Origin of the sequence: Pseudoduganella rhizocola (genome assembly GCF_045984285.3) — a bacterium.
Classification (GTDB): Bacteria; Pseudomonadota; Gammaproteobacteria; order Burkholderiales; family Burkholderiaceae_D; genus Rugamonas.
Genome location: NZ_JBJQIK030000001.1, coordinates 63,044 through 76,662, shown reverse-complemented (window position 1 = coordinate 76,662; position 13,619 = coordinate 63,044). Strand labels below are relative to the sequence as shown.

Genomic DNA, 13,619 nt, shown 5'->3' with positions numbered 1-13,619 from the left:
TCGACGGTATCGTTTTCCGTTGCCAGCAGGGCGAGGTGCGGCCAAGATGGCGTCACCAACAACAAGGAGAACAAAATGAAACGACTGCTGATCGCCACCCTTTTGAGCCTGAGCGCAGGCCTTGCCCACGCCGCCGATGGCTCGCAGGGCTCGAATCCTTCACGGGCTCTGGGCGAGCTGTCGGCCACCGTGGTCGCGGGTTCCGTGCTGTCGGTCGCTGTCGGCGGCAGCATGGTAGTGACCAGCGTGCACGCCGTCGGCGACGGGCTGGAGGTGGTGCTGGAAGGCGCTTCGGACGCGAGCACCGCCACCATCCGCCTGAGCGGCGAAGCGGCCAAAGGCTTGTCGATTGCGGCAGGCACCGTGGTCAGCGTGACGGCGGTATCCACTGGCCACCTGCTGGTCGCTTCCGGCAAGGTGCTGGCCTTCATTCCCAACGAAATCGGCAAGACGCTGATCCACCACAGCCGCGTGCAGTCATGATCCGCTCCATCGCATTCTGGGTCCTCCTGCTCACCTGCATGACGCCGGACGCGCAGGCCGGCCAGGCCTGCGACGAGAAACCGATGGCCGTGGCCGATGTGGTCAAGGCGCTCAATCTCGCACACCGCAGCTTCCAGGCGCTGGATGAAAGCGGCGCGCAGGTTGCACTGATCTCGCGCGCGGGACAGGACTTGTCCCGCTATGGCCAGCGCTATTCGCATATGGGCATAGTGTGGCGCGACCACCCCGAGGGCCGCTGGAGCGTGGTGCATGAACTGAATGACTGCGGCTCCGCCGAATCGGGCCTCTTCAACGAAGGCCTTGGCAACTTCTTCCTGAACGATATGTTCCGCTACGAGGCGGAGATCGTCATCCCGAGCGAAGCCACGCAGCAGCGCCTGGCGCAGCTGCTGGCCAGCCGTACCCCCGTGCGCCTGCACCAGCGCAAATACAATATGCTGTCCTACGCCTTCTCCACGCAGTACCAGAACTCGAACCAGTGGGTGCTGGAGAATTACGCCGCCGCAGCCAGCCCGCAGGGACAGGTGGAAACGCGCGAGGAAGCGCAGAAGTGGCTGCGCAGCGCGCGCTTCCGTCCCATCACGGTGGAGATCAACGCCGCAACGCGCCTCGGCGCACGCATGTTCCGCGCCAACGTGGCCTTCGACGACCATCCCTTTGACCGCCGCATGGCGGGCCAGATCGACACCGTCACCACCAGCGCCGTGGCGCGCTTCGTCCGCGAGACCGATCCCGCCACGCGCGTGCTCACCATCTCCGTGAATTGAGCGGCATCAAGCGCAGCGCCGTGTAGCGTCGCAAGATAGGCGTACAGGAGGCGCCTATGAACAAGCTCATGATCCCGCTGCTGGCTCTTGTCGCCGGCTGCACCATGCCTTACCGGCCTGCGCTCTTGACCGAGCCTGGCCAGTTTCCCGGCCTGATCGACTTCGCGGCGCAAGCCGCATCGAAACGGGCCGACGTCATCGTGGTGCACGGCATGTGCACGCACGATGCCGGCTGGGCCGCCGAAACGGTGGATATCCTGGCGCAGCAGCTGGGCGCCAATGCGGGCACCTCACCGGGCCCTGGCCTGCGCGCCACGCTGGGCGGCGTTGAGGTCATTCCGGAGTCGGTCAACACACCTGCGGGCGAGCTGCGTTTCAAGGCGCTGCTCTGGTCTCCCCTCACCACGCCACTGAAGCAGCAGCTGTGCTACGACCAGACCACCAAGTCCGGCATCTGCACCGGCGCCCCGGCCTTCACCCCGAAGCGCGCAAAGCTGAACGCCCGGGTGAAAGACTGGCTGGTGGACGACTGCTTCCCCGATGCGCTGATCTACCAGGGCGTGGCGCGCGGCCAGATCCGCAGCGCCATGCGCGACGCCATCCTGCAGGCCACCAGCGATGCCGATCCCGCAGCGCCGCTGGTCGTTATCGCCGAAAGCCTGGGCAGCAAAATTCTGTTCGATACCTTGCTGGAGATGACGGAGCACGCCGACACCCGGAGCGCGGCAATGCAGACGGTGAACCGCATCGCCTACCTGATCATGGGCGCCAACCAGATTCCGCTACTGTCGCTGGCGGACAAGCCGCTGTATGGCGGCACGCTGGCCGCCGGCGCCTCCGGCGACAGCCTGCAAAAGCTGCTGCAGAAGCGCGCCCCATCGGACAGGCAGCGCCGTGCGCCGCAGCGCCTCACCCTGGTGGCCTTCACCGACCCGAACGACGTGCTGACATACACACTGCTGAAGGCGCGCTACGCAGCTGAGGGGGTGGCGGTCCACAATGTGCTGGTATCGAATGCGCCTGCCTGGTTCGGCTTGATCGAGATGCCGGACCGCGCACATGTCGACTATCTGGTGAATCCCGATGTGGGACGCATGATCAGCTGCGGTGAGCCGAAAAGCGCGCTCTGCAAATAAAGAAGGGCCCCTGATCAGGGGCCCTCCGTTGCGGCGACTTACTTGCCGCGGCCTGCGTTGATCAGGTAGTTCTGCATCGTGGCTTCGGCTACGGATGCCCACTGGTTCTGGTCCTGGCGGAACCTCTTCCATGGATCATAGATTTTCTTGAACTTGGCGTTCTTCGCAGCCTCTTCGTCCATCACCGCCTGTGCGGTCTTGTAGCACGCATCCATCACGTCCTTCGGATAGTTGCGCAGCTTGACGCCGTTCTTCAGCAGGCGCGCCAGCGCCGCCGGATTCTTCACGTCGTATTCGGCCTGCATGCCCACGTGCGCCTCATAGCTGGCCGCTTCAATCGCAGCCTGGTATTCCTTCGGCAGCTTCTCCCATTCCTTGATGTTCACGTAGAAGGAGAAGGACGCCGAAGCTTCCCACCAGCCGGGCGCGTAGTAGAACGGGGCCACCTTGAAGAAGCCCAGCTTCTCGTCGTCGTATGGACCAACCCATTCCGCCGCATCGATGGTCCCCTTTTCCAGCGCAGGATAAATGTCGCCGCCGGCCAGCTGCTGAGGCACCACGCCCAGGCGTTCCAGCACGCGGCCTGCAAAGCCCGCCACGCGCATCTTGGTGCCCTTCAGGTCAGCCACCGACTTGATCTCCTTGCGGAACCAGCCGCCCATCTGGGTGCCGGAATTCCCGCCGAGGAAATTGATGATGTTGTAGTCCTTGAAGAAGGCGCGCGTCAGGTCGCGGCCGCCGCCCTGGTCGAACCATGCGGTGTGCTGGCGCGAAGTCAGCCCGAACGGCACGGCGCAGTCGAAGGAGAAGGTCGCGTCCTTGCCGAAGTAGTAGTAGGAGGCGCTGTGGCCGCACTCCACGGTGCCTGCCTGCACCGCATCCATGACCTGCAGGCCGGGAACGATTTCACCGGCTGCGAACGAGCGGATATTGAACTTGCCGCCGGTGAGCTGGGATACGCGCTTGGTGAAGGTATCGGCGGCGCCGAAGATGGTGTCAAGCGACTTGGGGAAGCTGGATGCCAGGCGCCAGTTGATGGTCGGCAGGGCTTGCGCCATGGCCGGCGCCACGACTGTCGCAGCACCCGCGCCAACTGCCGCCTTCTTGATAAATGAACGACGTTCCATACCTGTGGTCTCCTTGGTTTTCTACGCTACGGAGAATACAGTGTATGGAAATATTTAATTACCTGCAATAACCATCTTCTCAATCAAAATCGAGCCGGTTTGCTTGGTGCCGCGCACCAGCACGTCGGTGCCAATGCCGATCATCTGCTGGAACATCTCCTTCATATTGCCAGCGATAGTGATTTCTTCCACCGGATACTGGATAACGCCATTCTCCACCCAGAACCCGGAAGCGCCGCGCGAGTAGTCGCCCGTCACGTAATTGGTGCCTTGGCCCATCAGTTCCGTCACCAGCAGGCCGGTGCCCATCTTCTTCAGCATGCCCGCGAAATCGTCTTCCGGACCGGTGAGCGAGGAAGTCAGCGACAGGTTGTGCGAACCGCCCGCGTTGCCGGTGGTTTGCATGCCCAGCTTGCGCGCCGAATAGGTGGACAGGAAGTAGCCCTGCAGCACGCCATCCTTCACCACGTCGCGGCGGCTGGTGCGCACACCTTCTTCGTCGAACGGTGCGGAACCAATGCCGCCGATCACGTGCGGATCTTCCACGACCTGGATATGCGAAGGGAACACGGACTGGCCGAGCGTATCGAGCAGGAAGCTGGACTTGCGGTACAGCGCACCGCCGGAGGTGGCCTGCACGAAGGCGCCCAGCAGGCCAGCGGCCAGCGGCGCCTCGAACAGCACGGGGCAGGTGCGGGTGGTCATCTGGCGCGCATGCAGGCGGGCCAGCGCGCGCTCGGCGGCATAGCGGCCCACCGCTTCCGGCGAGGCCATTTTTTTCGGATCGCGCACCGAGGTATACCAGTCGTCGCGCTGCATATGGGCGCCTTTGCCCGCAATCGGCGTAGCCGACAGCGTGTGGCGCGAATACGGATAGCCGCCGATAAAGCCGCGCGAGTTGGCGGAGACGAAGTGCGACTGTTGCACATGCACGCCAGCGCCTTCGCTGTTGGTGATGCGCGGGTCCACATCGAAGGCCGCCTGCTCGGCGCGCCGCGCCAGCTCAACCGCTTCCTCCGTCGTGATATCCCAGGGGTAGAACAGCTTGAAGTCCTTGGGATTCTTCTCCAGCAGCTCTTCCTCGGCCAGGCCGGCACAGTCGTCTTCCGCCGTGAAGCGGGCGATGTTGTAGGCCGCTTCCACCGTCGCCTTCAGCGAGGCCTTGGAAAAGTCCGAAGTGCTGGCATTGCCGCGCTTCTGGCCCACGAACACGGTCACGCCGATGCCCTTGTCCTTGTTCTGCTCGATGGTCTCGATTTTGCCCTTGCGAACCGACACCGACAGGCCGCTGCCCTCGCTGATCTCAACGGCCGCATCGCTGCCGCCGGCCTCGCGCGCATACTGCAAAACGTCGCGCGCAAGCTGTTTCAACTGGTCCTGGCTGTGGGTGAAATGGGATTCGCTCATGGGGTGTTTGGCTCGGCAAGGCTTCAAAACGGGTATCATAGCAGCCGTTTACAGTTTTTACAGGCGCGGTTTCCCTATCGCGCCCTACTCATCATGCCAAATGCAAACCGGGGCGCCGTCGGCTTCCAGTCTTCCGAATTCGAAGAAAAGTACGAACGCCCGTCCAAAACCGAACTCAAACGCCAATCCGACGCCCTGCAGGACCTGGGCCAGGAACTGGTTGAGCAGCCGCGCGACCGCGTGAAACGCGTGCCGATGCCTGAGGACGTGCGCGACGCCATCCTGGAATGCCAGAATATCAAGAATCACGAAGGCCGCCGCCGCCAGCTGCAGTTCGTGGGCAAGAAAATGCGCACGCTGACGGATGAGGAAGTGGCCGTGATCCGCCAGACCATCGAAGGCTGGAAAGGCGCCTCCAAGGCCGATACGGCCGCGCTGCACGCGCTGGAGCGCCGCCGCGAGAAGCTGCTGGCCGACGACAAGGCCCTGACCACCCTGCTGGAAGAGAATCCCGAGCTGGACGTACAGCACCTGCGCACGCTGATCCGCAATGCGCGCAAGGAGCAGGCCGAGAACAAGCCGCCCAAGGCTTACCGCGAGATCTTCCAGATCCTGAAGGATATCGACGCCAAGGCCAGGGGCGCGGCGAAGAAGGCGGCCGAGGAAGAGGAAGAAGGCGAAGACGATGAGGAATGAACTGGTCGTCGGCCTGGTATCGATCTCCGACCGCGCCAGCGGCGGCGTCTATCAGGACCAGGGCATCCCTGCCTTGCAGGACTGGCTGGCGCAGGCCCTGACGACGCCCTTCCGCGTTGAAACGCGGCTGATTCCCGACGAACGCGCGCAGATCGAATCCACGCTGGTGGACCTGGTGGACAATGTGCGCTGCGACCTGGTGCTGACCACCGGCGGCACCGGCCCCTCGCGCCGCGACGTGACGCCCGAAGCCACGCTGGCCGTGGCTACCAAGGAAATGCCGGGCTTCGGCGAACAGATGCGCCAGATCAGCCTTCACTTCGTGCCGACCGCCATCCTGTCGCGCCAGGTGGCCGTGATCCGCGAAACGCCGGACCACGCGGCCCTCATCATGAACCTGCCGGGCCAGCCGAAATCCATCAAGGAGACGCTGGAAGGCCTGAAGGACGCCGAGGGCAAGCAAATTGCAGGCGGCATCTTCGCCGCGGTGCCCTACTGCATCGACCTGATTGGCGGCCCGTATATCGAAACCAATGAAGCGGTGTGCAAGGCATTCCGCCCCAAATCCGCGATAAGGAAAAGCTCGTGACCAAGATCCTCGACAACATTGAAATCACCACGTCGGACAATCCGGAAGTTGCGATCATCTGGATGCACGGCCTGGGCGCCGATGGCAATGATTTCGTGCCGCTGGTGGACGAGCTGGATCTGGCTGGCCTGCCGGGCATCCGCTTCGTGTTCCCGCATGCGAACACCATGCCGGTGACGATCAACGGCGGCTACGTGATGCGCTCCTGGTACGACATCGTGCACACGGACCTTGGCCGCCAAGAAGATGAAAAAGGCCTGCGCGACTCGCAGCTGCTGGTGGAAGCGCTGATCGCCCGCGAAAAGTCGCGCGGCATTCCGGCCAACCGCATCATCCTCGCCGGCTTCTCACAGGGCTGCGCGATGACCTTGCAGACCGGCCTGCGCCATCCTGAAAAGCTGGCGGGCCTGCTCTGCCTCTCCGGCTACGTGCCGCTGGCCGACAAGGTCGCCGCCGAACGCAGCGCGGCAAACCAGCAGACGCCGATCTTCCTCGTCCACGGCCGCATGGACCCCGTGATCCCGATCCAGCGCGCCACCGCCTCGCGCGACCTGCTCGTGTCGCTGGGCTACCAGGTGGAATGGCACGAGTACATGATGCAGCACTCGCTGTGCCAGGAAGAAGTGGTCCATATCTCGGCCTGGCTGAAGAAAGTGCTGGCCGCCTGAATTCCTGCCGGCCTCATTTGCCGCTCAGGTCCCTGTAGGCCGCGGGCACGTTCAGGGCCGGATGCACCCAGTCGAAGAGAACGTAGCCTGAAAATTCCGGCAAGCTGACCTGTCTTACCGTTTCTTCCAGGCCGAGGCCTTTGTCCACGGCAGCCTGCACTTGGCGGCGCACAGCATCCAGGTAGTCGATGTGCCACTTGATGCCCTCCTTGCCCATCGGTGCGCCATGCCCTGGAACAAGCCGTGCGTCCGCCGGCAGGAATTCATATACGCGGCGAAGCGTTTCCAGGGTTGCGACCAGGTGGCCATCCAGCAGCCAGGGCAGCGCGGGCTTTTGGGCGATAATCGGATTACCGGTCCATAACACCTTTGCCTCCGGCTCCCACACCCACAAATCGCCGCCGGTTTGGGCGAAGCCGAAGTCGATGATATCGACGGTCTTCCCGCCAAGGTCAATCGTCAGCTTGCCGCCAGGTGCAAGCAGCAGATCACCGGTGCGCGCCTTGATCTGCTCGATGCCGCGGCCGGCGCCAAAGTTCTTGATCATGAACGCCTTGTCCTCGGCCAGGTGCCCCGCTATATAACTGCGGGTATGCTCATGCTGGATGATGAGGGTTCCAGCCGGCAGATACATATTGCCGTAGGTATGGTCGCCATGCGAGCTGGTGTTGACGGCGTAGAGGATAGCTTTGCCGCCAAGCTTCCGGCTCAAGGCCTGCACCTGGACGTTCAGGCGCTTGTTCAGCATGGTATCGACAAGCAGCGCTCCCCTGGTGCCGACGATGAGCCCGCTGCTGGTTGCAGCAGCGCCACCTTTAGCGTTCAGCTCCTTCGCGTTGCTGGCGTAGTAGGCATACACGCCCTCATAGAGCTTCTCGCTGACCATGTCAACTTTGTTCCCATCCCAGATAGGCTCGGTGGCGTGCGCGGACGCAGCAAACAGCGACGCGGCTATCGCGATAATGTGGAGAACTTTCATGGCTTTACGCAATGGAGCGGACCACGCCGCCATCGGCCCGCAATGAGGTGCCGTTGATCGCCGCAGCCAATGGGCTGCAGACAAAGGTGACGACAGCCGCGATTTCGTCCGGGGTGATAAAGCGCTGCAGGATCGAGGTCGGACGCACGGTCTGGAAGAATTCCTTTTCGAACGCGTCCCTGCCCTGACCGCCCTCTTTGGCCATCTGCTCAACGAAGGCCGTCACGCCTTCCGATTTGGTCGGGCCAGGCAACACCGCATTGACGGTCACGGCGGTGCCGGCAGTCGTCTCCGCCAGGCCGCGGGATACGGCAAGCTGCGCTGTTTTGCTCATGCCGTAATGGATCATTTCCGTCGGGATCTGCAGTCCCGATTCGCTGGAGATGAATACGATACGCCCCCAGTTCTGCTCCAGCATCGGGCCCAGATAATGGCGGCACAGCCGTACGCCGCTCAGTACATTGGTCTCGAAGAAACGATGCCAATCGGCGTCGGAGATGTCGGCAAACGGCTTGGCCTCAAAGATGCCCAGGTTGTTCACCAGGATATCGACCTTCGGAAAGCGCTCGATGCACTGGCGCAGCCCTTCCTCGCTGGCCAGGTCCGCCACCAGGCCATGCACGGCGCCGCTGGCAATGATCGCCTTGCTGACCCGCTCCTCGCTGCGGCCGTTAACGATCACGGCCGCCCCCTCGCTTGCCAGCCGCGTAGCGATGGCCAGGCCGATCCCGGCTGTCGAGCCGGTGACCAGCGCGGTTTTTCCCGCCAGTTCCAGGTTCATGGTTGTCCCCCTGCGGTTTGCGCGGAGGTGAGGAATTTACGGATCACTGCCACGGCCTCGGCTGGCTTCTCTTCCATCAGCCAATGGCCGGAACCCTGGATGACAGACTCCTCCACATTGCTTGCCACCTCCCGCATGATCTGTGCCTGCAGGGCGCCGAACGATTTCTCACCGCCCATTGCCAGTACTGGCATGGTCAGCTTGTTTTTGGCAAACGCCTGGTTGTCCCTGGCGTCCTGGCGGAATGCTGCGAACTGGGCGAAGCCGGCCCGCATGCCGCCGGGACGGGAGTAAGTCTTGGCGAAGAAGTCCCGTGTGGCGGAATTGGGCTGGCTCGGGCTTGCCGAAAAGGCGTTCCAGATGCGGTCCAGGTAGATCCGTTCGCGGCCTGCCACCAGGCGCTCAGCTTCCGGGCCGTTGAAGTTGAAATGCCAGATACCCGGCTGCTGCAGGACCTGTTCCCAGGGGCCGATGCCGGGGATGGGCGCATCCATGACCACGAGGCGTTCCACCTTGTCCGGATAGATCGCCGCATAGGCATAGGCGACCATATTGCCGATATCGTGCGCCACCACGGCTGTTTTATCGTAACCCAGGGCCTTGACGACAGCGCGGATGTCGCCCGCCTGCGTTTTCTTGTCATAGCCGCCTGAAGGAATCGAGGAACGCCCGATGCCACGCAGATCGGGGACGACCACGGTATGGTCGCGCATCAGGTCGGCCGCGAGCGGAGCCCAGGAATCGCTATTCTCTGCATAGCCGTGAATGAGCACCACCACAGGCCCGGCGCCGGCCGACCGGACATAAATCGAGGTACCATCCGGCGCAGCGACCGTGCGCGCCTTGAAGCTCGAAGGCAGGGAAGGAATCTTCTGCTCCGCCGCTGCGGCAAGGCCGCAAAAATACGGGCCACTCAGGGCCAGCAGCACCAAAACCGCTCTCAGACATCTGTTCATCGTACGCCTCCATCATTAGGCAACACATAAAAATCGGCAAAGACCTGAGCCGATCATGTCACTGCCGTTTGCGGGCGACTATCCCGAGAAAGGGTGATTTTTTGCTAGCCACGGAGCGGGCGAATAGATGTGGGACGGCATATCACAAGCCAAATTTTCAATGTTAGACTGCAAGGATCAGTAGACTGACTTTCATAAGAAGAGGCGAACATGGTGCTAACTTCGCTCAAAGGCGGACACTTGATGCTGCTCGGGATGCTTGTTCTGTCCCTGCTGGCTCCCCGTACCGCACGCGCTCTCGATCCCGACCGCTCCATTTCCCAATATGCCCACACCACATGGCGCATGGCGGATGGTGAACTGCCCGGCATTCCACATGCATTTACCCAAACGGCCGACGGCTACCTCTGGATTGGCACTGAGGGGGGCCTGGTCCGCTTTGATGGCGTGCGCTTTGTGCCCTGGCAAGCGCCGGCGGGAGATGCCCTCTGCGAATGCGCGATATTGAGCTTGCTGGGAGCACGGGATGGAAGCCTGTGGATCGGGACCCCACGCTCGCTATACCGTGTGCAGAACGGCGTCTCAAAAAAATATCCCTTCCGCTCGCAAATCAATCACATCATTGAGGACAGTGCCGGGGCCGTGTGGATCGCCATGTCAAGGCTCGCCGGCCCAAAAGAAGCGCCGCTCTGCCGCATCACGCAGGCTGCTACCACCTGTTATGGCGCAGATGAAGGCCTCCCACTCAATCTGAGCGGCTTGTCGGCCATTGCCGATGACGGATCAGGAGGCCTGTGGCTAGGCACGGTGCAAGGCGTTTACCATTGGACGCCGGCCGGGATATCCAGGCATTTACCGCCATCCCTCGCTACCGCATCGGGCGCTACCGGTGTTCTGGCCCTGGCACGCCAGCCCGACGGGAGCGTTCTGGTCGGCGTGGGCCAAAACGGCCAGCACCTTGGCCTGCAACGATTGCGCGACGGGCGCTGGACCGACTTCCGGGCCCACAATGCCGATGGAACAGCGTGGGCCGTCAGCGCGCTCCATACCGACCGTTCCGGCGGCCTGTGGATTGGAACCGTTCGTGACGGGATCTATCACGTGCAAAGCAAAGGGGTAGATCATTTCAGCCATCGCGATGGACTGGCCAGCGAGTCTGTGGAAGCTTTCTTTGAAGACCGCGAAGGCAATATCTGGGTCGCGTCATCGCAAGGTCTCGACCGCTTCCGTGATTCGCCGGTGATCTCAGTCTCTGCCCAGCAAGGGCTAAGCGGTGACAAAGTGGCCAGCGTGGCTGCCACCCGCGCCGGCGGGCTTTGGGTCGGAAATGGCAATGCGGTGGATTATCTCGAAAATGGAAAGCGGGTTTACTCCCTCACAGCAGATGACCTTCGGGGAAAGCAAGTGACGGCATTGCTGATCGATGACCAGGACAGGCTTTGGTATGGGGTCGACGAAAATCTGATGGTGAGGGAAAAAGGGCGGTCGCGGATGGTGACAAAGTCCGATGGCAGCGCCCTCGGGGTTGTCATCAGCGTTGTACAGGATGGGGAGCACAACATTTGGGCCGTGACGACAGGAAGGCCCCAGACACTCCATAAGATCCAGGACGCGAAAGCTGTCGAATCCGTTCCCATCCCACAATCCGCGGCAGGCGGGGCAATCAGGGCTGGGCTCCGCCAAGGCGTGTGGATCGGGGGAGCGCGTGGAAAACTCCAGCGCTACGCGCGCGGGCAAATGACGGAAGTGACCAGCGTAGGGGAAAACAATGGAATTGGCGGGATCTGGATCGAACCGGATGATTCATTGTGGGTCGCCACCTCGCACGGCATCGCGCGCTGGAAAGACCAGCGCCTGCAGATCATGGACCGCAAGAATGGACTGCCCTGCAATAGTATCGATTCATTGATCAAGGACGATGCAGGCACCCTCTGGGTTTATGCAAGCTGCGGCCTTGTCTCGATTCCCGCGGCGGAATTGAACGCATGGTGGGCCCGTCCGGATATGGAGGTAAAGCTACGCTCGTTTGGCTTATTGGACGGCTACGTTTCCGGTAGCACGCCTTTCTCTCCTGTCGTCGCAAAGTCAACTGATGGCAGGCTGTGGTACGCAAACGAGCGGCTTTTGCAGGTCATCGATCCGCACCGCCTGCCCGATAACCGCGTCGCGCCGCCCGTACATATCGAAGCCATCGTCGCAGACCGCCGGCGCCATGCACCGGCAGACGGCTTGCAGCTGCCCGCGCTGACGAAAGATATCCAGATCGACTATGTGGCACTGAGCTATACACTGCCCCAGAAGATCAAGTTCCGTTACAAGCTCGAGGGCCACGACACCGCCTGGCAAGAAGCGGGTAGCCGCCGCCAGGCTTTTTACAATGACCTTCGGCCAGGCAGTTACCGCTTCCGCGTTATAGCCTGTAACAACGATGGAGTCTGGAACGAAGCGGGCGCGGCGCTCAGCTTCAGCATCGCACCGGCCTATTACCAGACGGCCTGGTTCCATGCTTTAGCCGCCGCCCTGACTGTGACGTTTCTCTATGTGGCATACCGCATGCGGGTGCGGCAAATTGCTACCGCTCTCACGGCACGTTTCAATGAACGGACCGCCGAACGCACCCGCCTTGCGGCAGAGCTGCATGACACGATCCTGCAGTCGATACAAGCGACCAAGCTGATTGCGGATCACGCGCGGCACGAGGCGGCATCCAAAAAACCTGTAGAGCTTAACGAAGCCATCGTCAGTATCTCGAACTGGCTCGCGCAGGCGACCCAGGAAGCGCGGGCGGCATTGACCGACCTGCGCCTGTCGACCATGGAAAAGAACGACCTTGCCACGGCATTTCAGCGCAGCGCCGAGTCGTTCGGCGTATCCTCTGCAATGCGCCTTACGCTGTCGGTTGAAGGCAAGCCGCGCGACCTGCATCCAATCGTCCGCGAAGAGATTTACCGCATAGGGAATGAGGCTATCCGCAATGGCCTCAGGCATTCGGACGGAACATCCCTGGAGATTGCGTTAATCTATTCGCACAAATTGGTGCTGCGTATCGCCGACGATGGAAAAGGGATTCCGCCCGATATCGCAAGCAGCGGCAAACCGGGGCATTTCGGTCTGGTTGGCATGCAGGAACGCGCACGCCGCATCAATGCGAAACTGAACATTGAGAGCGGCGTCAACGGGGGAACGGTTGTGGAACTGCTTGTTCCGGGAAAGAACGCCTACGAGGCGCAAGACGAAAGCCTTCTGGAAAGGCTCTGGGCCAGGATAAGGGCGATCTTTGCCCGCAGGCTGCCCGCCAACGCCAATGCAAAGGAAATATGTGATGAGCGAATCAGGCAAAATTAGCTTGCTCGTCGTCGATGACCATCCGCTGTTGCGCGAAGGCGTTTCGAAGGTGATCAATGATCAGCCCGACATGCGGGTTGTAGCGCAGGCATCCAAGGGGGCGGAAGCCATCGCGTTGTACCGCGAGCACACGCCGGACATTACGCTCCTCGATCTCCGCCTGCCCGATATTGCCGGCATCGAAGTGCTGGCGGCAATACGGGCGGAGAACCCGAAAGCGAACGTCGTCATCTTCACCACTGCGGAGGGCGACGTGGACATTCAGCGCTGCCTGCACGCTGGGGCGCGCGGCTATGTCCTCAAAAGTACCCTGCCACAAGAGCTTACGGCAATCATCCGGCAGGCTCACCGGGGTATCCGTTGCATACCGCCGAATGTAGCCGTGCAGCTTGCCCACTATACCGGCGAGCCGGGCCTGACGGCCCGTGAGATCGAGGTGCTGTGCAAAGTCGCCCGCGGCAACCGCAACAAGGATATTGCCGGCCAGCTGTTCATTTCGGAAGAGACGGTCAAGGCGCACATGAAGAACATCCTGGAGAAGCTGGGCGCAAGCGACCGCTCGGAGGCTGTGGTCATCGCGGTACGGCGCGGCATCATGCAGCTTTGATCCATGCAATGATATTCCCTGGATGAGGGATACACAGGGCGGGCCGGATATGCCAGC

The 13,619-nt window shown here is 61.9% G+C and carries 13 protein-coding genes; 8 read left to right on the top strand and 5 right to left on the bottom strand.

Annotated features, from left to right (window positions below):
• Positions 1-75 precede the first annotated feature (75 nt).
• The 3 genes from ACJRPG_RS00380 to ACJRPG_RS00370 are packed head-to-tail and all read left to right on the top strand — an operon-like array spanning position 76 to position 2,407.
• The gene (locus ACJRPG_RS00380) at positions 76-483 is read left to right on the top strand and encodes a hypothetical protein (protein ID WP_407998053.1); all 408 of its coding nucleotides are present in this window, start codon (positions 76-78) and stop codon (positions 481-483) included.
• Positions 480-1,271, top strand: coding sequence for a DUF2145 domain-containing protein (locus tag ACJRPG_RS00375; protein WP_407998052.1), 792 nt, complete (start codon positions 480-482; stop codon positions 1,269-1,271). The genes ACJRPG_RS00380 and ACJRPG_RS00375 overlap by 4 nt, the downstream gene beginning before the upstream one ends.
• A 56-nt stretch (positions 1,272-1,327) precedes the next feature.
• On the top strand, positions 1,328-2,407 hold the full coding sequence (locus ACJRPG_RS00370) for a hypothetical protein (protein ID WP_407998051.1): 1,080 nt from the start codon (positions 1,328-1,330) through the stop codon (positions 2,405-2,407).
• 38 nt (positions 2,408-2,445) lie between these two features.
• On the opposite strand, the gene ACJRPG_RS00365 is transcribed toward ACJRPG_RS00370, so the two are convergent.
• Positions 2,446-3,534 carry a TRAP transporter substrate-binding protein gene (locus ACJRPG_RS00365; RefSeq protein WP_407998050.1) on the bottom strand — a complete coding sequence of 363 codons (1,089 nt, stop codon included), beginning with the start codon at positions 3,532-3,534 and terminating at the stop codon, positions 2,446-2,448.
• A gap of 54 nt (positions 3,535-3,588) precedes the next feature.
• On the bottom strand, positions 3,589-4,941 hold the full coding sequence (pmbA, locus tag ACJRPG_RS00360; protein ID WP_407998049.1) for a metalloprotease PmbA: 1,353 nt from the start codon (positions 4,939-4,941) through the stop codon (positions 3,589-3,591).
• A 93-nt stretch (positions 4,942-5,034) separates the two neighbouring features.
• Here pmbA and yjgA point away from each other — a divergent pair, with 93 nt between their 5' ends.
• Genes yjgA through ACJRPG_RS00345 form a run of 3 tightly spaced genes read left to right on the top strand, consistent with a single transcriptional unit; the run spans position 5,035 to position 6,894 of the window.
• Positions 5,035-5,637 carry a ribosome biogenesis factor YjgA gene (gene yjgA, locus ACJRPG_RS00355; RefSeq protein WP_407998048.1) on the top strand — a complete coding sequence of 201 codons (603 nt, stop codon included), beginning with the start codon at positions 5,035-5,037 and terminating at the stop codon, positions 5,635-5,637.
• On the top strand, positions 5,627-6,226 hold the full coding sequence (gene mog / locus ACJRPG_RS00350; RefSeq protein WP_407998047.1) for a molybdopterin adenylyltransferase: 600 nt from the start codon (positions 5,627-5,629) through the stop codon (positions 6,224-6,226). Before yjgA ends, mog begins: the two co-directional genes overlap by 11 nt.
• Complete coding sequence (locus ACJRPG_RS00345; RefSeq protein WP_407998046.1) at positions 6,223-6,894, top strand: alpha/beta hydrolase; 672 nt, start codon at positions 6,223-6,225, stop codon at positions 6,892-6,894. The genes mog and ACJRPG_RS00345 overlap by 4 nt, the downstream gene beginning before the upstream one ends.
• A 13-nt stretch (positions 6,895-6,907) precedes the next feature.
• On the opposite strand, the gene ACJRPG_RS00340 is transcribed toward ACJRPG_RS00345, so the two are convergent.
• From ACJRPG_RS00340 to ACJRPG_RS00330, 3 genes are read right to left on the bottom strand one after another with little or no spacing between them, the layout of a single operon-like run.
• Positions 6,908-7,873: an MBL fold metallo-hydrolase gene (locus ACJRPG_RS00340; RefSeq protein WP_407998045.1), complete on the bottom strand. Its 966-nt coding sequence runs from the start codon at positions 7,871-7,873 to the stop codon at positions 6,908-6,910.
• Between the two features lie 4 nt (positions 7,874-7,877).
• Positions 7,878-8,654, bottom strand: a complete 777-nt coding sequence (locus tag ACJRPG_RS00335; RefSeq protein ID WP_407998044.1) for an SDR family NAD(P)-dependent oxidoreductase — start codon at positions 8,652-8,654, stop codon at positions 7,878-7,880.
• A complete protein-coding gene (locus tag ACJRPG_RS00330; RefSeq protein WP_407998043.1) occupies positions 8,651-9,610 on the bottom strand; it encodes an alpha/beta fold hydrolase in 960 nt (319 codons plus the stop codon). Before ACJRPG_RS00330 ends, ACJRPG_RS00335 begins: the two co-directional genes overlap by 4 nt.
• A gap of 210 nt (positions 9,611-9,820) precedes the next feature.
• Here ACJRPG_RS00330 and ACJRPG_RS00325 point away from each other — a divergent pair, with 210 nt between their 5' ends.
• Together ACJRPG_RS00325 and ACJRPG_RS00320 are read left to right on the top strand one after the other, a co-directional pair.
• Positions 9,821-12,955 carry a ligand-binding sensor domain-containing protein gene (locus ACJRPG_RS00325; protein WP_407998042.1) on the top strand — a complete coding sequence of 1,045 codons (3,135 nt, stop codon included), beginning with the start codon at positions 9,821-9,823 and terminating at the stop codon, positions 12,953-12,955.
• Entirely contained in the window at positions 12,933-13,562 is a 630-nt protein-coding gene (locus ACJRPG_RS00320; protein ID WP_407998041.1) for a response regulator, read from the top strand. Before ACJRPG_RS00325 ends, ACJRPG_RS00320 begins: the two co-directional genes overlap by 23 nt.
• The last annotated feature ends 57 nt before the right edge of the window (positions 13,563-13,619 follow it).